Below are 24,715 nucleotides of genomic sequence, written 5' to 3'. Positions count from 1 at the left end.
ATTTGATATAACTATTTAATTTTCTTATTTATAAACGGAATTTGAGACAAAGGCAGATCTTTCTTTATCAATACCGCTGCAAATACAGCCAATAATATAACTCTGTAGGATAACCTCAACACCTCATTTTCTATTGGGACATACATTCCTAATGCATACAAAACCGCAACCAATGCGAAATAAAAGAAGATAGTCTTCAGATCGTATTTAATCGGATAATACTTCTGCCCGTAGAAATAAGAAATAGACATTATTATCAGATTACAGATAAATGTAGCCCATGCACTGGCTATAAAACCAAATACGGGTACAAATATAACATTTATAAGTACTGTTATAAAACATCCTAATACAGAAAATGTTGCTCCATAGTGAGTTTTATCTATCAACTTATACCAAACAGACAAATTGAAATATATTCCGAAAAATATTTCACCCAACATAGCCACAGGCACAATAGATATGCCGACCATATAATTTTTGCTGACAATATACTTCAGTATATCCATAAAAAACATAACACCCAGAAATACAAAGAGCGCAAATATCACAAAATACTTCATTGCTTCGGCATACGGGCGTGTATCATTATCAGAATTATTCTTTGCGAATACGAAAGGCTCGTAAGCATACCGGAAAGCCTGAGTAAACATAGTTATTACTACCGTGATTTTCAAGCATGCATTATATATTCCCAATTGGCTGTAAGCCTCTTCAATATTATCGAATATATGAGGATATACAAGCTGTGCTACGGTCTGATTAATAACCCCTGCTATACCCAAAATAAGCAATGGGAATGAATACTTATATATACGCTTGAGAAGCTGTCCGTCGAACCGGTATTTAAATCCGGTCATATCGGGAATCAGCATACAGAACACAACGATATTAGCCAATAAATTAGCTATAAATATATACCCGATTCCATACGATGGATTATAAAACCAATCGATCAGATGGGGAGCCGATTTATAAATAAACGGGCAAGCAACAAGAAAGAATAGGTTGAAAAATATATTGGCAAAAATGAATATAATCTTCAACGATGCAAATCGTATAGGTCTTTTTTTATATCGCAGGTAAGCAAAAGGTACAACCATAAAGGCATCCATTGCCACGGCAACAGCCATGATAAGTATATGCTCGGCATGATCGGTATACCTCATCCATTCGGCTATAGGAGTCAGAAAAACAGAACAGAGTATAATAAACAGGGCAGATGTTACACCGAGCGACGTTAGCACCGAAGAATAGACCCGATCAGGATCTTCGTCTTTCTTGTTCATAAAGCGAAAGAAGCCGGTTTCCATTCCATAAGTCAGCAAAATCATAAAGAGGGCTACAAACCCATAAATATAACTGACCTTGCCATACTCTACTGTATTCGTAAAAATATATACATGTAAAGGTGTCAGACACCAATTCAAGAAACGACCCAAAATACTGCTCAATCCATAGATAGCCGTATCTTTTGCTAAACTTTTGATTCCTCCTGCCATAGACATAAATATTGCGGTTGCAAAGGTAATATAAAACTAGGGCAAACGCATCAAATTATGAGCAATGTAAATCAACAGCTAAAATTCGCACTTTTTATTTTATGTCATTTACTAATTCTGTTTGTCGGGTTAACTCTTGCTATACCTACAAAGACATATGAAGGTCTTTCAACTAAAATTAAAGAACTTTTTTCAAATACTGATTCACATAAATAAAAGACCTGCCTGCTTTCTGAAATTTTATCTATACTTAAAAACACTTTACAATTATGGCTAAATACACAGAAGAACTAGGCAAGAAAATAGCAGACGCAATAGAACAGGATGAATATACATTAGGTGAAATCTGCACGATGTACAGCATCAGCCGTAAAACATTCTATCAGTGGGCACGGAATCATTCCAATTTCAAGGAAATGATAGATGATGCCCGTGCAGGTCGTGACGAACGATTAGCGCAAAAAGCCCGAAAAATCCTTAAACAAAGATTAGAGCATGGCTATACCGTAACTACAACCCGTTATAAATATGCCGTAGACGATTGTGGAGAAATATATCTGACCGGAAAAACGGTAACCATGAAAAAATATTCAGCAGACGAAAAGACCTTGAAAATGGCAATGGCTAAAGAGGGAGAAAGTGAAGAGAAGGTAGAAAATATTCGTGTACCATGGGAAATCATAGTTCAGAATCAAGAGGCAGCCGATCAACTTCAATTCTTACAAGACAGTGGCAGCGGTAATTACACGGAAGAAGAAATGCAAGCAAGACGAGAAGCTCTCAAAGTCAAGTCTGATTCTCCGGAGACGGAGGTTGCTCCCGATGCTTACGATCCTACACTCGACAGGTGATAAAAAAGTTACTCCATAAAATGGTTGAAAAAATGAAACCTTTGTTACCTTTTTGGAAATTCTTTAGGGGTAAAAAATCTTCCACCCGAAAAAAAATCCGGCGTATAAATTTACGTCCCTACAGGCAGGCTTAGTCTCGAGAGTAAAAAGTGCCGTCTGAAAAATGAACGTAAAGACTGTAACTTTTGTAACCTTTTCATCACGTTATCAGGATATAAAGCACAGCTATTGCCCCGACAACTGATGCGTAGACAATAATTAAAATCAGGCAATTAACACCGATTAATCATTTAATAATCTAACTTTGTGATCTGATACCATTAGTAAAAAATAGAAATGAGTTACTATCATCTTGCCGAGCTGGTACATAAGCGTGCAGCAAAATACAAATCGAGAACTGTATTGAAGTATCGAGATAACGACCAGAAGAAATGGTTGAATATTTCATGGAACCGCCTCTCTGACTATGTTATGAAAACGGCATGGGCTATGGCAGAGATAGGTATAGAAACGCAAGAGAATATCGGTATATATTCTCAGAATATGTATCAATACATATTTACCGATTTCGGAGCTTATGCAAACCGTGCAGCAACTGTACCTATATATGCAACAGCATCACCTCTGCAGGTCGAATATATCGTTCACGATGCACAGATACGCACTCTGTTTGTAGGTGAACAGTTTCAGTATAACAATGCTTATAAGGTACAACAACATAGTGCAGTACTAAAACGCCTGATAATTTTTGATCCGAAAGTCAAAAAGCATCCGGAGGATACAACCTCTATCTATTTCGATGATTTTATCGCATCGGGTGAAAATTCCGATTCGATGGTAAAAGTATCAGTCAGGCTCAAATCGATCCGTGAGACCGATACCGCCTGCATCATTTATACATCAGGTACAACAGGAGAACCCAAAGGTGTAGTACTGCTGCATTCTTCGTTTCTCGAAGTGTTCAGAATACATGACGAACGGCTGCCCAAACTATCGAGTAAAGACCTTTCGATGAATTTTCTTCCTTTGGCTCATATTTTCGAAAAAGCGTGGACTTATTACACTTTGCACAAGGGTATGACTATAGCTATAAATACCGATGCCAAAGAAATTCAGAAATCCATTAAACAGGTACGGCCTACACTTATGTGCAGTGTCCCCCGTTTCTGGGAAAAAGTATATCAGGGGGTAAACGAAAAGATAGACAGTTCTAAAGGTATTATGCGCTGGCTTTATACCGATTCTATAAAAACCGGTAAAATATATAATCTCGATTATAAGAATGAAGGCAAAAAAGCTCCGCTGGGTACACGCCTGAAATTTACGTTTTACAACAATACCATTTTCCGTATACTAAAAATGGTTATCGGAATCGAAAAAGGGGTATTGTTTCCTTGTGCTGGGTCCCCATTGTCCGATCAGATAAATATATTTTTGCAATCGGTAAATATCCCAATCATTATCGGATACGGGCTTACCGAAACAACTGCAACTGTAACATGTTACCCCGATCGCAACTTTATCATTCACTCGGTTGGAACCGTTATGCCCGGATTGGAAGTTAAAATTGATCCTGCGAACAATGAAATTCTGGTAAAAGGGCGTACTGTAATGAAAGAATATTACAAGAAGCCGGAAGAGACAGCCAAAGTATTTACTGAAGACGGATTTTTCCGTACGGGAGATGCAGGTGAGCTATTAGCTGATAATACGATTGTATTGACAGAACGGATCAAAGACCTGTTCAAAACATCAAATGGTAAATACATCGCACCTCAGGCTATCGAAACATTGATCGCCAATGACAAGTTCATAGATATGATCTCGATTATCGGAGATGATGTTAAGTTCGTGAGTGCACTTGTAGTTCCCGACTATGATGCTGTTGAAAAATGGGCTAAAGAACATGATATTGTATATTCGACAAGAGAAGAATTACTAAAAGACAAAATTGTTATTTCGATGATATCCACCCGCATAGAAATGCAACAGGCTCCTTTGGCTCCTTACGAAAAAGTAAAGAGATTTACTCTTCTGCCCGAGCCATTTACAATGGAAAGCGGCGAATTAACAAATACACTGAAAATCAAACGTAAGGTAGTTGCCGAACGTTACAAAGACATTATCAACAAAATGTATGAAGACTAAGGTCTCTTACCTTTTGTTTAACATCCTATCATATCCGAATGGCTGGTATATATATACATGTTCCCTTTTGTAAAACGAGATGCATATACTGCGATTTTTACACACGAACCAGCATGGAACAAAAAACGCCTTTTTTATCAGCTATTTGCAAAGAACTGGTATTACGCAGCAACTATATAGGAGGCGAATCTGTCGGCACTATTTATTTCGGAGGAGGGACACCGTCTCAATTATCGAAGGCTGATTTTAAGGCTATTTTCAGTACTATATATGAAACCTACAGAGTCGATGACGATGCCGAAATCACACTGGAAGCAAATCCGGATGATCTGAATGAGAAGTATTTGGATATGCTCCGTTCGATAGGTTTCAACAGACTGAGCATGGGTGTACAAAGCTTTGACGATAAACAATTACAGTTTCTTAACCGGCGTCATTCGGCTCAAAAAGCTCTCGATGCAGTAAGGATGAGTAAACAGGCAGGCTTTTCGAATATAAGTATAGATCTTATGTACGGGTTACCTGATCTCACATTGGAGACATGGAATAAGACTCTCGATACTGCAATGAATTTAGACATACAGCACATATCGTCATACCATCTTATTTACGAACAAGGTACAAAGCTATACAGACTCCTTCAGAAAGGAAATGTCAAATCTGTAGAAGAAGAATTGAGCGTCGAAATGTTCTCAACCCTGATCAGAAGACTTCAAGAGAATGGTTTTATCCATTATGAGATATCTAATTTCGGTAAAGAAGGATATTTCTCCCGACACAACAGTTCATACTGGCTGGGAACAAAATACCTGGGAACAGGTCCATCGGCTCACTCCTATAATAAGGAAAACCGATGCTGGAATATATCTTCCATATCAAAATACATTCAGGGTATCGAAGACAATGATCCTCATATAGAAATTGAAGACCTGGACATCCGAACCAGATACAACGACTTTATACTTACAGGAATGCGCACAATGTGGGGAATCAGTAAATCGGAGTTGAAAAGTCTATTCGGTGAGAAATATGCCGCATATTGTGATCAGAACATAGCCCGTCATTTAAAGAGCGGAGATGTATATACAGATGAAGACCGTTATAAAATAAGCCGTCAGGGAATATTCGTTTCGGACTCTATAATGAGCGACCTGATGTATATCGACTAACTTTAAGGTCTCAGACCTGTTAGTTTACTATACAAAATCATTAAATGCTTACTGTTACTTAATATATGAACAAAAACATGGAAGAAAAGGTTAAGACTGAGAAGGACAAGGAATTATTGCAACCTATGATAGATGCCTTTATTGCCAGCGCACGTCATACACTTGAGTACAATGTGATAAAGTATTCGATGAAACGTTACGAGTCGTTTTTCTGCATAAAGTCTTATTACAGGAAAAAGTTGTATAAAGCTATTCTTGATTTAAGGGAGTTCAATAAACAAAATCCTAAATAGCACTCTAATCTATTAACCGTTTATTACCTGTATTGTATTACATGCAACCAACGCTGCAGTTTCTGTTCTCAAACGACTGTTCCCTAAAGAGATCGGTTCAAAACCATTATCAAGTGCCAATTGGACTTCTTTCTCACTGAAATCACCTTCGGGACCTATCAGTACCAGGACATTCCCACCGTGATTATAAGCATCTTTCAACAGCTTCTTTTCCTGAGGATAGCAATGAGCTATGAATTTCTGCCCATCGAACGGCTGCCGTATAAAATCGGCGAAAGCTGTCATTTCATCTAATTGGGGGACGAACGACTTCTGAGATTGTTTCATTGCCGAAATGAGAATTTTCTCTATTCGGGGCAACTTTATCTCTTTCCTTTCCGAATAACGACACAACAATGGAGAGAACCTGTCAATGCCAATTTCAGTTGCTTTTTCGGCAAACCATTCTACCCGATCCATGTTCTTAGTAGGAGCAAAAGCAATATGCAGATTATTAGACCATGGTTTAGGTTCATCTATGGTGTTGATTATATTAACAACACAGTGTTTCTGATGCGCCTCTATTATTTCGGCATCAAAGAAATGCCCTTTTCCGTCAGCTATATATATAGTATCTCCTTCTTTCTTTCTCAGGACACGTATGCAATGAGCTGATTCTTCCTGAGGCAGTGTCTGGTCCGAGAGAATATCGGGAGCAAAGAATATCGTTTTATCCATTTTAAGTAATAGTAGATATTAATGTCGTATTTAAAGTAAAACAGGCCGTAGCTGTTATGTTTTGAAGGATAAATAACATTCGACGATACGGATGCGAGTCAATAAAAAGGTCTGAGACCTTAGTGTTTTTTTGCTCGTTTTTCCAATTCGTCACGAAGCACCGATGCCAGTTCATAGTCTTCATGTTCAATGGCATCATCAAGCATCGACTGTAGCTCTTCCTGATTAAGTAAAGCATACGAATCGGTATAATTGGCTGCTGTATCACCTGCCGTAAACATATCTTTGGATGCCGCTTCTTCGTCTCCTTCTGTGAAAACAACAGCTAAATCCCTCATGATTTCATCAGTTGTGTATATCTTCGACTTACTTCGCAGAGCGATACCTATAGCATCTGATGTTCTGGATTCTACTGTTACAGTCTTGTCTCCCTGCTTAAAATACAGTTGGGAATAAAATACTCCGTTTTCGTATTTATAGATAAGAACTTCCTCAAGTTTAATATCGAAACTGTTCATAAAAGAGTAAAACAGGTCGTGAGTCAACGGACGGGGAGGTTCGGTATTTTGCAGTTTAAAGGCAATAGATTGTGCTTCGGGTGTACCGACAACAATCATCAGACGGCGCACACCTCCTTCTTCTGCCAAAACAAGACCATATGTACCCGATTGTGTTTGATTAAACGAGAAACCTAAAACTGACAATTTGATCTTTTTATCCTCCACTCTGCTTGACTTTTTTGAACGTTCTTTATCTTCTGAATACATCTAACGACTCTAACCAATTTACTCTTTTGCAAAAAAACAGCCAATCCTATTTATAAGTTCAATAGCACTATTTAAATGCACCTTATTAGTTAATCCGAAATTATAGCTAAGATTTTATCTATGCTAAAAGAGTTCTTTAAATGGCTGAACTATATTAATAGCTGATTATTGTTAATTGATTTAGAATCAACTACAGAATACTTTCTGTTATTTAGTAACTGTTTACATTTACCAAACGATGTATCACAATTACGATTCATTTCTTTTTCGTTTATTTTTAGGCTCTTTTTGCCTGAATTTTTATCTTTTCTCAACTCAAACAGCCCGCTGTTATCGTATCGAAAAAAATAAAAATCGTTCCAAAAATATCTCTAAAATCCAAACGAGCTAAATTTAAACAGTTACTTAATTATTCAAAAATAAGTATTTTTACTGTGTCAATAAAGCTTTGAGCTATTTTTTAGCAACTTTTCGTAAAGAAAGTCAAATCTTCAAAAGAATAAAGAATTATCTTTGCCGACTCAAGGTCCCCGTACCTAAATATGCTTAGTATTACATAAAAACAAATAATGAAGCAATCGTACAAGGAATTTCTTAAATACGGAATAGTCGGCGTTATTGGTCTTGGAGTCGAATGGCTCAGTTTTTTCTTTTTCCGCGACTATCTGGGCATTAACTACATAGTATCTCACATATTAAGCTGTGTGCTTGCAATCATTAATAACTTTTTTCTGAATAGTTATTTTACATTCAATGCCACCGACAAAATATTCAAAAGAGGTCTCTCTTTTTTCGGTATAGCAGGAGTCGGCATTGTTGTAAGTACAATACTTCTGCCAATATTGGTCAGAATATATAACATCGGGCTTGAACAAACCGACCTGATAGAAATTAGTCAAAAAACAGTTCAAAGTACTGCTAAACTGTCTTGTACTGCAATAGTTGCCTTTTTGCAATTCTTCTTTAACAAGTATTATACATTCAAAAAGAAAGATCAATAAGTTAGGTATCAATCCTTTTTGCTAATTTTGCCTGCAAGACAATATCCACGATACAATAAGGAAGATTATATTGTCTTATATTCATATTGATTCTAAAAAAACTCAAACATAAACCATGACTTTCAAAGGTAAACATATAGTTTTAGGCATCACCGGAAGCATTGCTGCTTACAAAGCGGCATCTTTAGCCAGATTATTTGTCAAAGAAGGCGCAGAAGTACAGATTATAATGACACCTGCCGGAAAAGAGTTCATTACCCCTGTTACCCTTTCGGCATTAACAGGAAAGCCTGTTATCAGTGAATTCTTCGGAGCTAATGACGGAACATGGCACAGTCATGTTGATCTGGGTTTATGGTCTGACTTTATGCTAATAGCACCCGCTACAGCTTCAACCTTAGGTAAAATGGCTAACGGGATAGCAGACAATATGCTTATCACAACTTATATGTCAATGAAAGCTCCGGTATTCATTGCTCCGGCAATGGACTTGGATATGTTTGCACACCCTTCTACTAAACGTAATTTGTCTCTTCTCGAATCATACGGAAATCATATTATAGAACCGGCATCCGGCGAATTGGCAAGTCATCTGATTGGAAAAGGACGGATGGAAGAACCCAAAAAAATTGTAGAATATATAAGGAATTACTTTTCGAAAAAGGAAAGTCTTTCAAAAAAAAAAATACTGATAACGGCAGGTCCGACCTATGAAAAGCTCGACCCTGTAAGGTTTATCGGAAACTATTCTTCGGGAAAAATGGGATTCTCTCTTGCCGAAGAATGTGCGGAAAGAGGTGCTGAAGTTATCCTTATCGCAGGCCCTGTATCTTTAAAGACCATTCACCCGAATATTAAACGTATTGATGTTGAATCGGCCGACCAAATGTATCAGGCTGCATTAAGTGAATTTTCCGATTGTGACACCGCTATCCTTTGCGCAGCCGTAGCAGATTACAGGCCTAAAGAACAAGCGGGTACTAAGATTAAACGAACCGACGATGAGGGAATAACCCTCGAACTGGTTGCCAATAAAGATATAGCGGCGGCTCTGGGTAAACAGAAAAAAAACTCTCAAACTCTTATCGGATTTGCTCTCGAAACAAATAACGAAGAGCAAAATGCCCTAAGAAAGATTGAAAAGAAAAATCTGGATTATATCGTACTAAATTCTCTGCAGGATAAAGGAGCCGGATTTCAGCATGACACCAATAAGATTGCTATAATTGATAAAAACGGCAATCGAAAAGACTTTGTTCTAAAGGACAAAAGAAGTGTAGCAAGGGATATACTTGACGAAACGATAGATAAGTAAATGTAAGTAAGTCTCTTTTCTCTTACTTATAATAACTCTGTATAATCCGATTTAGAAGATTATACACAAAAACTATTTTATAATGAACAGACTAGCAACGACACTCATTATATCTTTATTCAGTTTAAGTTCTTTTGCTCAAGACTATGGCAGCCCGCTGGGCATACCGTTATTATTGAGTGCCAATTGCGGAGAACTCAGAAACAATCATTTTCACTCTGGAATTGATATAAAAACCCAAGGAGTTGAAGGGAAAGAGGTATATTCTGTTGCCGACGGATTTGTATCCAGAGTTTCGGTTTCTCCGTCCGGATATGGATTGGCTTTATATATCGACCACCCTAACGGACAAACATCAGTGTACGGGCACCTCAGAAAATTCAACCAACAGATAAGCGACTTTGTAAAGACCCAGCAATATTCGCAGGAAAGCTACAGGGTTGATCTGAAACTGAAATCGAACCAGATAAAAGTCAAAAAAGGAGACCTGATTGCTTATTCAGGCAATACAGGAGGATCAGGAGGACCCCATCTTCATTTCGAAATACGAGATACAAAATCTGAACAGATATTAGATCCCCTTCCTTACTTTAAGAATATGATACGGGACGAAGTATCTCCCGAAGTCAGGGGAATAGCGGCATATCCTGTTCCGGGACGAGGGGTTATCAACGATTCTTACCTTCCGCTTCGCCAGTCCGTCTCGAAATTAAAGAGCGGAGAATACACCAGTCTGCGTGATACAATCGAGGCATGGGGTTATATCGGACTAGGCATAAAAGCATATGACAGAATGAGTTCCACAGCAAATATCTATGGAGTTAAGTCCATCAGCATGAAGGTAGATAATACGGAAGCTTTCTCTTACGATATTATACGATTTCCATTTGACCAAACCCGTATGATTAATACATTTACGGACTTTGCCGATTGGAGACTCAACAAATCATTTTACATGTATTCATTCATCGAGCCGGGAAATGCTTTGCCATTCTACAAATCGAAGAATAGCGGTTATCTCAATATCAATGAAGAACGTCCTTATAATATCGAATATACCTTACAGGATGTATATGGAAATACAACATCGTATACATTCTCTATAATGGGCAAAAAGCAAGATATTCCGCACCCATCGGGATGTTCGTTGGTTATGGTATGGGATCAGGACAATAAATATATAAGTGATGCCTTTTCACTGCTTGTAAATAAGGGTAATCTATATAACGATGTCTGTTTCACGTTGTCTCAAAGCAGTTCCGACAGTTATTTCTCGGATATCTTCACTGTCAATCAATCGCCCGTACCATTACATAAATCAGGAGAAGTTAGGATCAAACTAACATCCGATCCACTAAGTAATAAAAATCAATATGGAATAGTACAATTGATAGGAAACCGAAGATCATGGATCGGCGGGAAATATTACAATGGTACTGTTTCGGGAAATATACGGGAATTTGGTATGCGGCTGACAGTCTCGTCCGATACACAATCCCCTACTATCGCTCCGGTAATTGCTAAAACTTCAAAGAAAAGGAAGAGTACTCCTCAACCAATTAATTCGATTAAGCTCCGTATCACAGACAACCTTAGTGGAGTTACATCTGTCAGAGGAACTATAGACGGTAAGTTTGCGTTATTTGAGAACGACATTAAGTCTCCTGTTTATACTTATACCTTCGATCCTGACAGATTATCCAAAGGCTCACACACTTTAACGGTTGTGGCAACTGATGCCTGTGGAAATTCGACAGAATACACAAGTGAGTTCACATATTGAGTAAAAGCTTTTACATAATATCAAGATACTCTTCCATACTTTGTTTTATAAAACCTCGAACCTCACTAACAAGATGGGGTTCTAGTTTTTCCTGATTATATCCTAAATAAAGGCTGTTTGTAGTGGGGACAATTCCTTTCCATACTATTTTAACCTGTTTATTCTTCAGAGCCTCTCCACCTATCAGATCGGAAGACACGGCAAAACCTCCACTTGTAGCAACTGCCCGTAAAATGGAGATATTATCAGGTATAGCAGCACTCAATTTGAGAATAGGCCGTTTCAAAAAATTACTCCTCCAAAATCGTCTCACTAAAGGGAGGTTAGTATCATAAGCATACCAGACTTGTTTCCTCAACCATCTTTCAGCTTTAGCAAGGTCATTTTCGGCAATGTACTGATCAATTTCGGTTGTATCGAATGCAGGATTACAAACAATCATAAAAGATTCTGAATATAAATATTCGTATGTAAGATTATCTTGGGTCTTATCCTGTTTTGTTATAAATGCAATATCCAATTCTCCGCTTCTTAACTTCGCTATCAGTTCTGTAGCTAAACCATACTCTACTATAAGATGTGATTTTACAAGATGCATATTTTTTGACAGATAAGAATAAAACACCTCTGAGGGCACACCCAATCTAATAGTCGGTTCTTTACGGATACTTGATTTTTTGAATTCAACCTCTACACGCTCCAAATTATCGATAGACTCTACAATCTGTGTATATAAGAGTTTTCCGTATTCGGTCGGAACCATTTTCCGTGGAAGCCGGATAAAAAGAGCATGACCAATATAACTCTCTAAAGAAGAAAGTTGTACACTTGCATTCGGTTGAGAAATCATTAATTCGGCAGATGCTTTTGTTAATGTTCCATGCTGATATATTGCTTTAAACGTCCGATACCATTCCAGATTGACCATAAGCTTATATTAAGTAACTGTAAATATTTATGTTGCATTTTTCAGGCAGAATTAATAGACACAATCAAACTCCGAAAAGCCACAATAAAGCCTGAAATATTAGCACAGAGTGCAAATCTATAAATTTTTGAATAGATTTCTATAAAAACATCTATTTTGATAATAGATTTCAGCACCTTACCTTTGTATCAAGAAAATTAAAACATAGACAATTATGAAAACTTATTTATTTGCATTATCAGTTTTATTATTTGCTGTTTCTTGCGGCAACAATCCTAAGAATAAAATAGAAGGAACAGATTCTCAAGCTGTAGCAACAGGAGAAGGTGAAAAACTAACAGTTGATACTCAGGCTTCATCCATTAAATGGGTAGGTTCAAAACCTGGAGGAGACCATCACGGAACTATCGGTATTAAAGAAGGTAGTCTGGCTATTAATGGAGAAAATGTTGCTTCAGGAGCATTCGTTATAGACATGAACGCTATCAAAGATGAAGATCTTACAGATGCAAAAATGAATGATATGCTTGTAAACCACCTTAAGAGTGCCGACTTTTTTGATGTAGCCACATATCCTGAAAGCAGTTTTGCTATAACTAAAGTAGAAGCTGTTGCCGGAAATGATTCGATTACCCATACAATAAGCGGAAATCTGAAAATGAAAGATGTAGATAAGAACATTACATTCGGTGCTAAGATTACTAAAGAAGGAGATGTATACAAAGCAGTAACTGTTCCGTTCACTATTGATCGTACCCAATGGAACGTAAAATACGGATCAAAGAGTTTATTTGCTGAATTGAAGGATAATATAGTAAACGATAATATCGAATTACAAATAACTATTGTTGCTAAAGCCACAAAATAAGGTTAGGACTAAGAGTAAGAAGGTTGAATAGAGTGTCTGACGGCTTTGGCAATACAAATAGTCAAAGCCGTTTTTATATCAAAGAAAGGAGGTTTATATGAACCTAAAAGATTTACATAAGCAATTATTGTACCTCGAAGATACCCCATTGATGCCTGTTATCTTTGTTGGACATGGTACACCAATGAATGCTATCGAAGACAATGAGTTCTCTCAAAAATGGCATCAACTGGGAGCTTCTATACCTCATCCGCAAGCGATACTCTGTATATCGGCTCACTGGGAAACACGAGGTACGTATATCACTGCCATGCAAAGCCCGAAGACGATACATGACTTCTACGGATTTCCCCGAGAACTATTCGCTCAACAATATCCGGCTAAAGGTTTACCGGAACTTGCCGGCGATTTAGCCAATAACAGCTTACCGTTTTCAATCGAAACAGATTATGAGTGGGGCCTGGATCATGGAAGCTGGAGTGTGCTTAAACACTTCTATCCTAAAGCAGAAATACCCGTATTGCAGTTAAGTATCGATTATACCAAGCCGTTGAGCTATCATGTTGAATTGGCTAAAGAACTGAACTTCCTGCGCAGAAAGGGGGTGCTAATAGTAGGGAGCGGTAATATGATACATAACCTGCGTATGGTAACGCCTAAAAACGGAGACTTCAATATTGAATACGCATACGATTGGGCAATAGAACTAAACGAAAAATTTAAGTCCCGGATTTATGATCGGGATATTAACTCGCTGACAAATTACAAGTCGTTAGATAGTGCCGTTAATTTGGCAATACCATCATTGGAACATTACATTCCCCTATTGTATACTTTAGCATTACAAGACAAGGACGATCTGATAACCGTATTCAATGATAAAATTGTCGCAGGATCGCTATCAATGACATCAATCATAATTGGACAATAATACATAAACAACAGGAGGTTATTTTATGAAAACAACTTTATATAGATCAGAAACAAGAGGACATGAGCGACACGGATGGCTCGATGCCCGACATACTTTCAGTTTTGCAAACTATTACGATCCCAACCGGATTCATTTCGGAGCTTTAAGAGTCCTGAATGATGATATCATCGAAGGAGGTAAAGGATTCGGCACTCATGGACACGACAATATGGAAATTATAACCATACCTCTCGAAGGCAACCTGCACCATCAGGATAGTCTTGGTCATGGCGGAGTTATAAAGACCGGTGATGTACAGGTCATGAGTGCAGGATCGGGAATCAAACACAGCGAGTATAACGGAGAAAACGAACAGACTCTGAACTTATTCCAGATATGGGTATTCCCAAACAAAAAGAATGTACAACCCCGATACGAGCAGAAAACGCTGGATTTCTGGAATAAGAAGAACAAACTCCACGAGATAGTGACCCCGACTCCCAGTGAGAATGCTTTATGGATACATCAGGATGCATGGTTCTCGATCGGAGAATTCGACAACAATAAAGGCGAGTCATATACATTAAAATCAGACAAAAACGGCGTCTTTGTTATGGTAATAGAAGGTTCATTCAATGTATCGGGAATAGACCTTAACCGTAGAGACGGATTAGGAATATCCGATGTAAATAAACTTGAAATCAAATCATTATCCGACAATGCCCGTATTTTACTCATGGAAGTACCTATGCAAATATAAGGTAAGGTAAATCACTCATACTTTTTTCTAGCTAAATAGTAATTGTGTTTTGACTGAGGAGCGGCTTCTTTTTAGTAAGAAGTTGCTCCTTTTCATTTAACAGAAAAATTGATCGACAGAGAATTTCCATTTTCATCAACAACTGTCAGTCGGTGATTTCCGGCAGAAGGAGCTAGTTCTTGTTTATGAAAGTTCTGCGTTTCGCCAACATAAGTTTCATCCAGATGCCAAAAGACTTTCGATCTAGGGTCACGGTGAGCCAGTTCAAATATAATACGCCCATTACGGCCGTCAAGCTGCTTAGGAATACTTACCACAGCATTGGCTGTAGGATATATAAATTCCATCACCTTAGTATTATCGGCAGACTGACATTCCGGAGAAAAAGGTGGTAATGATCTGTAAGACGGATGATGCTCTTTATAGAACCATTCCCACGAAGCAGGCAATACAAACCACGACGTCTGCACAATTCCCCTTTCTCCCGCACAATCTTCATAGACCCGATACTGAAGATCTTCCGAAACATTTACTCTTATGTGATAAGAACAAACAGCAGCCTCTGCACCTTTCTTTGTTGTCCAAATAGTATCGATCGATGATTCGGGACAATTAACTCCGGCAAGCAATCCGCTCTCTTTGCAAACTTCTGTTCTGACCATATCCGTTGTAGGAGCAGGAAACCATCGGGATGCAGGCAGGGCATTGAATATATCAAACATCACCATCCCTGCGGTTCGCGCCCCTGTCAAGCCCGGACGTCCTTCTCCATCGGAATTTCCGACCCATACACCTACTGCATATTTAGGATTCACTCCTACTACCCAGCCGTCACGAAAGCCAAAACTCGTGCCCGTTTTCCATGCTATTTTCTGAATAGAAGGAATCGACCGCCAATCAATTTCTTCGGGACGGTTGAGATTTGTCAAAGCATCAAAGGTCAGCCAGATAGCCCCTGCCCCGAACATAGGACGGGTAATGCGCTCTTCGGCCTTGTTATTATCTTGGTCATATACATATGATACTGCTCTGCGTTTCCAATATCGTCTATCGCTATTGTAGTCATTCAATGCCTGCGCCATGTGCGTATACATCGATACAATATCCCAAAGTTTACCCTCGGCTCCTCCCAGAATAAGAGATAATCCGTAATTGTCGGGAGACCGGGATAAAGTTGACATACCTGCATCCTTCAACAAATTATAGAGTTTAGGAACTCCATATTTACGCAGTGATACCACAAAAGGAATATTCAACGAACGCGCCAAAGCCTCGGATGCGGGTACTGCTCCATCATAGTTCAGACTAAAATTTTTAGGGGTAAATCCGTTTATATTGATCGGAATATCCGCCAATAACTGATTCGGCAGTAATTGCCCGTTATCCAGCATCGCACAATACAAAAAAGGCTTGAGTATACTTCCTGTACTGCGGGGAGCCTGCAATATATCAACCTGATTGGCAGATATACTCTTATCGAAATGTACATTGCCGCAATATGCAACCACTTCGTTTTTTTCGACATTAACAACCACTGCTGCTATATTTTTAATCTCATTCTGGGCAAATTCGGCATTCCAGCGAGCCAGGATATTTTCAATAAGTAATTGCTGCTGTTTGTCAATTGTAGTGCGCACTTGCCGCCCTCCTTGCTCCATATATATTTTGGTAACCAAATGAGGAGCCACTACCGGTAAAGCATACGGTTCAAAAGGTAAAGGCTCCGATACAGCGAGCTCGTAATCGGTTTTATCCAGAATATTCTTATCGTGAAGCTTTTTGAGCAGGTTATTCCTTTTAGTTAACAATTTGGCTCTGTTCCGCCCGAAGTGCATCATTGCCGGAGAGTTAGGCAATACAGCTAATGTCGCAGCCTCAGCCCATGACAATGTGGAAGATTGATGCCCGAAATAGCGCCACGAAGCAGCCTCTATACCAACCACATTCCCTCCCATCGGAGCATGAGAAGCATATAAGTTAATAATCTCGTCTTTAGAATAAGAAAACTCCAAACGGGTGGCCATTATCATTTCGATGAACTTTTCGCCGAATGTCCGCTTCTCTTTTCGGGAAAGCCTTATTGTCTGCATCGTGATGGTACTGGCTCCGCTTACAATCCTCTTTTGACTCAGGTTTTGTTTAACAGCTCTGAATATTGATACTGGATTAATCCCCCAGTGATATCCGAAATACTGATCTTCAAATTCAACCAAACAGGTTTTGTATTTATCAGGAACGGAATCTACCGTAGGAAAACGCCATTGCTGATCATCGGCAATACGCGCCCCCAACAATTCACCATTTCGGTCAGAAACAACCGTACTGTATGGCACATCGAACAATGGAGAAGGCAGACAAAAGATATACCAAACCAATAATATCAGAATTACAGGTATTGCAATGCGATATTTAAGTTTAGCTGTCTTATATTTATCAAACCATTTTCTAATAAATTGTATCATAGCCGATATTCAAGATCAGTAATAAACTAGTTTTTTACCCAAAAAGGTTACAAAGGTAACATGCCTTTTGCACATTTTGTCATTGTCACTTTATACCTTATTATCTCATTTTCACATTGGCGTATTTGCTCATTCTTACCTTATAGATAAAAAATTCTAAAAATGAATCTGCACCCATGCGAATAAAAAAACGGGTAAATGACTTCACCTACCCGCAAATTATAACGCATATATTTATTTAACCGTTCTATTCTTCATCCTTAAACCAACCCGAATACATCAGATAATTTTTTGCAATTTTCTGATTCATTTCTTTAGCTTGTTCCGAGTCTACCTTTTTCACAAATTTAGCAGGTACTCCGGCATAAATGCTTCCCGGTTCCACAATAGTTCCGCTCAGAATAACCGAACCAGCCGCAACGATGGCACCTTCACCGATTACCGCATGATCAAGCACAATCGCCCCCATACCTATCAATGCTCCATTTTCGATTTTAGCCCCGTGTATCACTACATTATGTCCTATCGAAACATCATCTCCGATCTCTACAGTCGATTTTTGGTATAACGTATGCAATACTGATCCATCCTGAATATTCACTCGGTTTCCGATACGAATAGAGTTTACATCGCCACGCAACACAGCATTAAACCATACGCTGCAATCGTCACCCATTATCACATCACCTATAATTGTAGCATTATCCGCTAAAAATGCATTTTTTCCTATTTCGGGAGTAAATCCTCTTACTTCTTTTATTAAAGCCATACTTTATAGTTGTTTACAGGTTTCAAACCTTATATTGCTTTTGTTTTTTCTTTTAACCAATTCTTTTCATCCTCTGTCAGATTTGGAGACAATCGGTCGTATACATACTGATGGTAATTATTGAACCAGCTAATTTCATCCGCAGTCAACATTCCTTTCACGATAGGAGTCGTGTCTATCGGACAAAGGGTCAATGTTTCAAAAGAATAAAATGCACCGAATTCAGTTACACATTTTTCTTTGGTCACAATCAGATTCTCTATGCGGATACCATACTTATTAGCTCTATACAGACCCGGCTCATTGGAAGTAACCATACCGGGCTGCAAAGTAGTCGAATTTTCATTCATACGTATACTTTGAGGTCCTTCATGAACATTCAGAAAATGACCTATACCATGTCCTGTACCATGCAAATAATTCAAACCGTTATCCCAAAGAGCCTTACGGGCAAGAATATCCAATTGGCTTCCTCTTGTTCCCTGAGGAAATATACAGGTTGCCAAACTGATATGACCTTTCAGTACCATTGTATAGTCTTTTTTCATCTGCTCGCTGATTTCACCCAATGCCACGGTACGGGTAATATCTGTAGTACCGTCAAAAAACTGCGCCCCCGAATCAATCAATAAGAATCCCTCGGGTTTTATCTTTTTCGAACTCTCAGGTGTCACATGGTAATGCACGATAGCTCCGTTTGCCTGATATCCGGCGATAGTATCGAAACTTTCACCGACAAAGAGATCCTGCTCACTACGATACTCTACCAGCTTTTCTACAATGGTAAGTTCTTCAATATCTTCTGTACCGACAGCCTTTTCGAGCCACATAAAGAAACGTACCAATGCTGCACCGTCCCGCTCCATTGCATTATGAAACCCTTGTATTTCGGTTTCATTTTTTATACTCTTCATCAAATCCACAGGAGACGGAATATCTGTAATCCTGCATGAATCAGGAATCTTATTGTAAAGGCTGAAAGACACTTTCGTACCCTGAAGACAAACTTTTGTTTCCTCTTTTATACTCTGTATATAATCCGAAACTTTTGTATAATCGGCTATAGTAATACCTTCTTCATGAAAATAACGAACGATTTCTTCGGTCAGCTTCTTCGGATTGATAAAGATGATAGCTTCATTTACTGATACATAAGCATGACATACGGCTACAGGATTACAATGAACATCATTGCCACGAATATTGAACAACCACGCAACCGTATCGAGTGATGATATAAGTATCGAATCGGCATTACTGTCTTTCAAAACTTTCCTTACTGCCTTTATCTTCTCAGAAGCAGTTATGCCCGAATATTTCACAGGCAATTCGAATATTGTGTTGGTGGGTATATGAGGTCTGTCGTTCCAGATTGAGTCAAACGGATCATAGTCTGAAATCAGGTGTAAACCTTTGGAGTTTAAACGGGCTGTTAACTGATAAGCATCTTGTGCCGCATAGACATTGCCATCAATACCGACATTATTTCCATCTGATAATTCAGACAGCAACCATTCTTCTATAGTTGGTGTAGTCGGCAATCCTTCTCTGAACAGCTCGATATCCGAACCATTGAGTTGTTGCGCCGCTTGCAGAAAATAACGTGAATCTGTCCAAAGTCCGGCTTTGTCTCGGGTTACAACAACCGTTCCGGCAGAACCGGTAAAACCGCTGATCCATTCTCTCGAAGCCCAATGCGAAGCAGGATACTCACTCAGGTGAGGATCGGTACTTGGTATTATAAACGCATGAAGGTCTTTTTCTTCTAAAAAACGTCTTAAAGACGATAATCTATGATTTATAATATTTCCCATGACTGAAAACAGTTTTTAAGGTCTCTGACCTTTTTTCTCTATCATTATGACCGCCCTGAAGTATTGGTCAGCTCTTCATTTTACATGATCCGGAAAATCTTGCTCCCGGCTCTATCTCTATCACCTGCGTAATTATATCTCCGATCAGGTTTGCCGTAGCTCTTAAAATTATAGTATCTTCACAGATCACATTTCCCGAGACTTTACCCAGTAAGTCCAGATTGGTACATTCGACATCGCCGGACACATGCCCGTTATTACCGATAATGATTTTTCCTTTACTTATGATATTTCCCTCTATAACACCGTCGATACGGATATCATCCTGTGTTACAAGGTTTCCTGTTAGAACTGTTCCGGCAGAGAGTACATTATGCATGCCACTGGGGGTAGGCACGACTTCCTTACGATTCAACATATATCAATTTTTCTAAATGAAGTTATTTCGGTCTCAGACCTTTTTACTGACTTACCAAGCACAATCAAAGGCTAAATATTTCAACCTCCGAATAAGGATGAAACTACTTACCGCTGCTTGAAGATAACAAATGTAAAAAAAAAACTTAGCTTTGCACCTCAATTCTACTATTAAAATGGAAACTTACATATTACTGGAAAACGTCAGGTTGTATGCTTATCACGGGGTTGGAGAGCAAGAACGAATCGTGGGAAACCACTATCTGATCAATCTGAAAATAAAAATCAATGTTATGGATGCCGTCCGGTCAGACAGCCTGGAAGATACAATAAGCTATGCCGATGTTTTTGAAATGGTAAAAAAAGAAATGGCTATCCCGTCTAAATTACTGGAACATGTTGCAGGTAGGATTATTTCGGCTTTACGCAAAACATATCCCGCTATTGAAAATATCGAACTAAAGCTATCCAAAAATAATCCGCCGATGGGAGCCGACATGGATTATGCCAGTGTATTGATTATAGATTAAGTCACGGAAATTAGGTCTGAGACCGTAAAGAAAATGAAGAAACTCAAGATAACAGAACTGAACCGTATATCTCCGGAAGAATTCAAAACGACAAAAAAAATCCCTCTGATTGTCATTCTTGACAATATACGGAGTCTGAACAATATAGGATCGGTATTTCGTACCTCAGACGCTTTTCTGGTTGAAGCTATCTATCTGTGCGGAATAAGTGCGACTCCACCAAACGCAGAGATACATAAGACTGCACTGGGAGCTGAACATTCTGTAACATGGAAATATTTCGCAGAAACTATTGATGCTGTAAAGTCACTACAAGAGGAAGGTTATCATGTTTTTGCCATTGAGCAAGTACATAACAGTACAATGCTCGACAATTTAGAGTTAAATACTTCTCAAAAATACGCGATTGTTATGGGCAACGAAGTAAAAGGTGTGCAGCAGCCTGTAATCGACATCTGCAACGGATGTATAGAAATACCACAATTCGGCACAAAACATTCTCTTAATGTAGCAGTAACAACGGGTATAGTAATTTGGGACTTCTTTAAACAATTACACACCCGTTAAAAGGGTGTGCGGGGTTTCAGACCTTTTTATTGACTTAGTTATCACTTAAAACTTAAAGTAAGGTTCTGCGTCTAAAAACCGTTCAAAATTTTATAATCTTCATTACTTTATCGACGACTCCGGCATTGCCTGTTACATATTCTCCGGCATGAGTTCCGGCTGCTTCAAGCACCTTAGGATATTCAATAAATTCATCCATCAAGCTCAGGAAAGTATCATAATCATGGATGGAATATCCTCCTCCTGTTTCGAGTAATTGATTTGCTTCTCTGAATTTCTTAAAGTTAGGTCCGAAAATCACAGGAATATTATACACTGCGGCTTCCAACACATTATGAATACCTACACCGAATCCTCCACCTACATAAGCTATTTCGCCATATCTGTAAAGCGAAGATAATAATCCGAATGTATCTATAATAAGACAGTCGAACTGTGATACATTTTCAGGGGTAGCTTTTGTATAACGAATAGAAGGACGCTTAAGTATACTTTCTATATAACTTAAATGAGCATCATGAATTTCATGCGGTGCTATAATCAGCTTGAGATTCGGATTATTATTAAAATATTCAACAAATACATCTTCATCTTTCGGCCATGAACTACCGGCAACCAATGTTAACTGTTTATTTCCGTCTTTATCCTTTGAAAAAGCTTCTCCTACCGGCAAATATTTAGCCTGCGATTTGATATCCAATACACGGTCGAAACGGGTATCTCCGCAAACTTCCACATTCTTGACTCCGATACCCTCCAATAACGATTTGGAGTTATCATCCTGCACACAGATACATTCATAGAACGAAAGCATCTTACAATAAGCTTTTCCGTACCATCTGAAAAATATCTGATTGGGACGGAAGATAGCCGACACCATATAGGTCGGAATATTCCTTTTATGTAACTGATTGATATAGTTGTACCAGAATTCGTATTTGATAAATATCGCTATTGCAGGATTTGCCAGATTCAGGAAACGTTTTACATTCCGTTTCCGATCGAAAGGCAAATAGCAGACAATATCTGCTAAATCGTAATTTTTACGAACTTCGTATCCCGAAGGAGAGAAGAATGTTAGCAGAATTTTATAAGAAGGATGCTGAGCCTTTATCTTTTCAAGGATCGGCCGCCCTTGTTCAAACTCTCCTAATGAGGCTGCATGCAGCCATATATATTTAGCATCGGGGTCTATCTTTTCCTTCAATTTGGAATATACTTCCCGATGCCCTTTTACCATCAGGCGGGCTTTACGATGGAACGGCGAAATAAGGTTTACGATAAGGGCGTAAAGACCAATAATAAAATTATACATGCTTATGCTTTGTATTCAATTTTAGAAATAGCTGTTTCCAGACGTTTCAGAGTTTCATCTTTTCCGATAGCTGCTGTTATATCGAACATATGAGGCCCTTTAGACTCTCCTACTACAGCCAGACGGAAGGCATTCATTATATTTCCCAAATGATATTCTTTATCTTCTATCCATTTTTTCACAATGGCTTCTTGATTTTCAGATGAGAAATCGGATATATCAGATAAAACCCCGATCAATTCGGTCAACTGTGCGGGAGTTTCTTCTTTCCAGCGTTTTTTTACTGTTTTTTCATCGTATGAGACAGGTGCAACAAAGAAAAAAGAGGATTGCCCCCACAACTCGGGAAGCAGACTCACACGCTCTTTGACCAAACCCACTACCTTTTCAACAAAGGCAGGTTCGGAGTGGATACCTTCTTTGACCAGTTGTTTTTCGAAAATACGGGCTATTTCTTCGTTTGATGCAGATTGAATATACTGATGATTAAACCATTTTCCTTTTTCGAAATCGAATTTTGCACCGCTGCGGCTGCATTTTTCAATACTGAATGTGTGGATCAGTTCATCCATAGACATTAACTCCTGATCATTTCCCGGATTCCATCCTAATAAAGCAAGAAAGTTAATAACAGCTTCGGGCAAATAACCGCTTTCTCTGTATCCTGAAGAAATATCTTCCGATTTAGGATCTTTCCACTCCAATGGAAATACCGGAAATCCGAGACGGTCGCCATCCCGTTTACTTAATTTGCCTTTTCCATCGGGCTTCAATAATAAAGATAGGTGAGCAAATTGCGGCATGGTATCTGCCCAGCCGAAAGCTCTGTATAATAAAACATGCAACGGAGCCGATGGCAACCACTCTTCACCGCGTATTACATGTGTTATCTCCATCAAATGGTCATCTACAATATTAGCAAGATGATATGTCGGCAGATTATCGGCAGATTTATACAAAACCTTATCATCAAGTTCCGATGAGTTGATCGTTACTTTGCCCCTTATCAGGTCATTAACCACAACATCTTCATTCGGTTCTATTTTAAAACGAACAACATAGTTTGTTGAGTTATCAATAAGCGACTGCACCTCTTCTTTCGGCAGAGTAAGAGAATTTCTCATCTGTCCGCGGGTAGAAGCATCGTATTGAAAATTTTCTATCTCCTGTCTTTTCTGTTCAAGCTCTTCGGGAGTATCGAATGCTATATATGCCGCACCTTTTTCTAATAATTGATCGACATATTTTTTATAGATTTCCTTTCGGTCAGATTGGCGGTAAGGTCCGTATTCTCCACCGATATGTGTACCCTCATCAAATTTCAGACCTAACCAGGTTAATGCCTCTATGATATAATCTTCTGCTCCGGGAACAAACCGCTGAGAATCGGTATCCTCGATACGAAGGATAAAATCACCTCCGTGTTGTTTTGCAAAAAGATAGTTATACAATGCTGTTCTTACACCTCCGATGTGAAGAGGTCCGGTTGGACTAGGTGCAAAACGTACTCTGACTTTAGAACTCATATGTGAAAGAAATTAAGGTCGCAGACCTATTTTATTATTTTTAGCAAATATTTTTATCTATTGTTTATTCTTAAGTAGTCAAGGATTTCTTACCTTTTCCGATTCTCCTTGATAATTACAGCAAGTAGTTGTAACCTCAAATATATCATAAAAAATTCACAACCACTCAATATAAACATCCGGATACCAAACCTTCAGAAATTATCAATCATCAATCAATAAACTGCTTATCGTTATTATATCTGAAAAAATCCAAGAAAAAGATCTGAGTCCTCAGTTAAAAATGCTTACAAAAGTAGA

General features: G+C 38.6%; 22 protein-coding genes. 12 read left to right on the top strand and 10 right to left on the bottom strand.

Going from position 1 to position 24,715, the window contains the following annotated elements; translation table 11 throughout:
- Window positions 1-11: 11 nt before the first annotated feature.
- Complete coding sequence (locus AABJ51_RS17985; protein WP_338373703.1) at window positions 12-1,502, bottom strand: oligosaccharide flippase family protein; 1,491 nt, start codon at window positions 1,500-1,502, stop codon at window positions 12-14.
- A gap of 269 nt (window positions 1,503-1,771) precedes the next feature.
- On the opposite strand from AABJ51_RS17985, the gene AABJ51_RS17980 reads away from it, so the two are divergent.
- From AABJ51_RS17980 to AABJ51_RS17965, 4 genes are all read left to right on the top strand, one after another.
- On the top strand, window positions 1,772-2,353 hold the full coding sequence (locus AABJ51_RS17980) for a terminase small subunit-like protein (RefSeq protein ID WP_338373702.1): 582 nt from the start codon (window positions 1,772-1,774) through the stop codon (window positions 2,351-2,353).
- Window positions 2,354-2,689: 336 nt separating this feature from the next.
- On the top strand, window positions 2,690-4,501 hold the full coding sequence (locus tag AABJ51_RS17975) for an AMP-dependent synthetase/ligase (protein WP_320974110.1): 1,812 nt from the start codon (window positions 2,690-2,692) through the stop codon (window positions 4,499-4,501).
- Between the two features lie 38 nt (window positions 4,502-4,539).
- The gene (gene hemW, locus AABJ51_RS17970) at window positions 4,540-5,670 is read left to right on the top strand and encodes a radical SAM family heme chaperone HemW (RefSeq protein ID WP_338373701.1); all 1,131 of its coding nucleotides are present in this window, start codon (window positions 4,540-4,542) and stop codon (window positions 5,668-5,670) included.
- Window positions 5,671-5,747: 77 nt separating this feature from the next.
- On the top strand, window positions 5,748-5,963 hold the full coding sequence (locus AABJ51_RS17965) for a hypothetical protein (RefSeq protein WP_134437213.1): 216 nt from the start codon (window positions 5,748-5,750) through the stop codon (window positions 5,961-5,963).
- Between the two features lie 12 nt (window positions 5,964-5,975).
- Here the strand turns inward: AABJ51_RS17965 and AABJ51_RS17960 are convergent, their stop codons facing one another.
- Window positions 5,976-6,680, bottom strand: a complete 705-nt coding sequence (locus AABJ51_RS17960) for a 16S rRNA (uracil(1498)-N(3))-methyltransferase (protein ID WP_338373700.1) — start codon at window positions 6,678-6,680, stop codon at window positions 5,976-5,978.
- 119 nt (window positions 6,681-6,799) lie between these two features.
- Window positions 6,800-7,447: a bifunctional nuclease family protein gene (locus tag AABJ51_RS17955; RefSeq protein ID WP_338373699.1), complete on the bottom strand. Its 648-nt coding sequence runs from the start codon at window positions 7,445-7,447 to the stop codon at window positions 6,800-6,802.
- A 569-nt stretch (window positions 7,448-8,016) separates the two neighbouring features.
- Here AABJ51_RS17955 and AABJ51_RS17950 point away from each other — a divergent pair.
- The 3 genes from AABJ51_RS17950 to AABJ51_RS17940 all read left to right on the top strand — a co-directional run bounded on the left by AABJ51_RS17950 (window position 8,017) and on the right by AABJ51_RS17940 (window position 11,546).
- Window positions 8,017-8,448 carry a GtrA family protein gene (locus tag AABJ51_RS17950; protein WP_026625501.1) on the top strand — a complete coding sequence of 144 codons (432 nt, stop codon included), beginning with the start codon at window positions 8,017-8,019 and terminating at the stop codon, window positions 8,446-8,448.
- A gap of 115 nt (window positions 8,449-8,563) precedes the next feature.
- Window positions 8,564-9,763 (top strand): bifunctional phosphopantothenoylcysteine decarboxylase/phosphopantothenate--cysteine ligase CoaBC, encoded by a 1,200-nt coding sequence (coaBC, locus tag AABJ51_RS17945; RefSeq protein ID WP_338373698.1) that lies wholly within the window; start codon window positions 8,564-8,566, stop codon window positions 9,761-9,763.
- Between the two features lie 82 nt (window positions 9,764-9,845).
- Window positions 9,846-11,546, top strand: coding sequence for a peptidoglycan DD-metalloendopeptidase family protein (locus tag AABJ51_RS17940; protein ID WP_338373696.1), 1,701 nt, complete (start codon window positions 9,846-9,848; stop codon window positions 11,544-11,546).
- A 10-nt stretch (window positions 11,547-11,556) separates the two neighbouring features.
- Here AABJ51_RS17940 and AABJ51_RS17935 read toward each other — a convergent pair whose 3' ends face one another.
- Entirely contained in the window at window positions 11,557-12,474 is a 918-nt protein-coding gene (locus AABJ51_RS17935; RefSeq protein ID WP_338373694.1) for a LysR family transcriptional regulator, read from the bottom strand.
- Window positions 12,475-12,688: 214 nt separating this feature from the next.
- Here AABJ51_RS17935 and AABJ51_RS17930 point away from each other — a divergent pair, with 214 nt between their 5' ends.
- The 3 genes from AABJ51_RS17930 to AABJ51_RS17920 all read left to right on the top strand — a co-directional run bounded on the left by AABJ51_RS17930 (window position 12,689) and on the right by AABJ51_RS17920 (window position 15,015).
- Window positions 12,689-13,342, top strand: coding sequence for a YceI family protein (locus AABJ51_RS17930; RefSeq protein ID WP_338373691.1), 654 nt, complete (start codon window positions 12,689-12,691; stop codon window positions 13,340-13,342).
- Window positions 13,343-13,439: 97 nt separating this feature from the next.
- Window positions 13,440-14,273: a 4,5-DOPA-extradiol-dioxygenase gene (ygiD, locus tag AABJ51_RS17925; RefSeq protein ID WP_338373689.1), complete on the top strand. Its 834-nt coding sequence runs from the start codon at window positions 13,440-13,442 to the stop codon at window positions 14,271-14,273.
- 25 nt (window positions 14,274-14,298) lie between these two features.
- Window positions 14,299-15,015 carry a pirin family protein gene (locus AABJ51_RS17920; protein ID WP_338373687.1) on the top strand — a complete coding sequence of 239 codons (717 nt, stop codon included), beginning with the start codon at window positions 14,299-14,301 and terminating at the stop codon, window positions 15,013-15,015.
- 92 nt (window positions 15,016-15,107) lie between these two features.
- Here the strand turns inward: AABJ51_RS17920 and pbpC are convergent, their stop codons facing one another.
- The 4 genes from pbpC to AABJ51_RS17900 form a co-directional block, all read right to left on the bottom strand.
- Complete coding sequence (gene pbpC / locus AABJ51_RS17915) at window positions 15,108-17,477, bottom strand: penicillin-binding protein 1C (RefSeq protein WP_338373685.1); 2,370 nt, start codon at window positions 17,475-17,477, stop codon at window positions 15,108-15,110.
- 247 nt (window positions 17,478-17,724) lie between these two features.
- The gene (locus AABJ51_RS17910) at window positions 17,725-18,246 is read right to left on the bottom strand and encodes a gamma carbonic anhydrase family protein (protein ID WP_134437205.1); all 522 of its coding nucleotides are present in this window, start codon (window positions 18,244-18,246) and stop codon (window positions 17,725-17,727) included.
- A 29-nt stretch (window positions 18,247-18,275) separates the two neighbouring features.
- Complete coding sequence (locus AABJ51_RS17905) at window positions 18,276-20,060, bottom strand: aminopeptidase P family protein (RefSeq protein ID WP_338373683.1); 1,785 nt, start codon at window positions 20,058-20,060, stop codon at window positions 18,276-18,278.
- A gap of 67 nt (window positions 20,061-20,127) precedes the next feature.
- Complete coding sequence (locus AABJ51_RS17900) at window positions 20,128-20,478, bottom strand: bactofilin family protein (protein ID WP_338373682.1); 351 nt, start codon at window positions 20,476-20,478, stop codon at window positions 20,128-20,130.
- 175 nt (window positions 20,479-20,653) lie between these two features.
- On the opposite strand from AABJ51_RS17900, the gene folB reads away from it, so the two are divergent.
- Window positions 20,654-21,007, top strand: a complete 354-nt coding sequence (gene folB, locus AABJ51_RS17895; RefSeq protein WP_134437203.1) for a dihydroneopterin aldolase — start codon at window positions 20,654-20,656, stop codon at window positions 21,005-21,007.
- Window positions 21,008-21,040: 33 nt separating this feature from the next.
- A complete protein-coding gene (locus tag AABJ51_RS17890; protein WP_134437202.1) occupies window positions 21,041-21,574 on the top strand; it encodes an RNA methyltransferase in 534 nt (177 codons plus the stop codon).
- 82 nt (window positions 21,575-21,656) lie between these two features.
- Here the strand turns inward: AABJ51_RS17890 and AABJ51_RS17885 are convergent, their stop codons facing one another.
- Together AABJ51_RS17885 and gltX are read right to left on the bottom strand one after the other, a co-directional pair.
- Window positions 21,657-22,889, bottom strand: coding sequence for a 3-deoxy-D-manno-octulosonic acid transferase (locus AABJ51_RS17885; protein ID WP_026625514.1), 1,233 nt, complete (start codon window positions 22,887-22,889; stop codon window positions 21,657-21,659).
- Between the two features lie 2 nt (window positions 22,890-22,891).
- A complete protein-coding gene (gene gltX, locus AABJ51_RS17880) occupies window positions 22,892-24,415 on the bottom strand; it encodes a glutamate--tRNA ligase (protein ID WP_338373679.1) in 1,524 nt (507 codons plus the stop codon).
- Window positions 24,416-24,715: the final 300 nt, after the last annotated feature.

The sequence above is a fragment of the Indolivaga capnocytophagoides genome (assembly GCF_036511535.1).
Lineage (GTDB): Bacteria > Bacteroidota > Bacteroidia > Bacteroidales > Dysgonomonadaceae > Dysgonomonas_A > Dysgonomonas_A capnocytophagoides.
The sequence above is the reverse complement of the archived record's forward strand: the minus strand, read 5'-3'. Positions and strand labels throughout refer to the sequence as shown.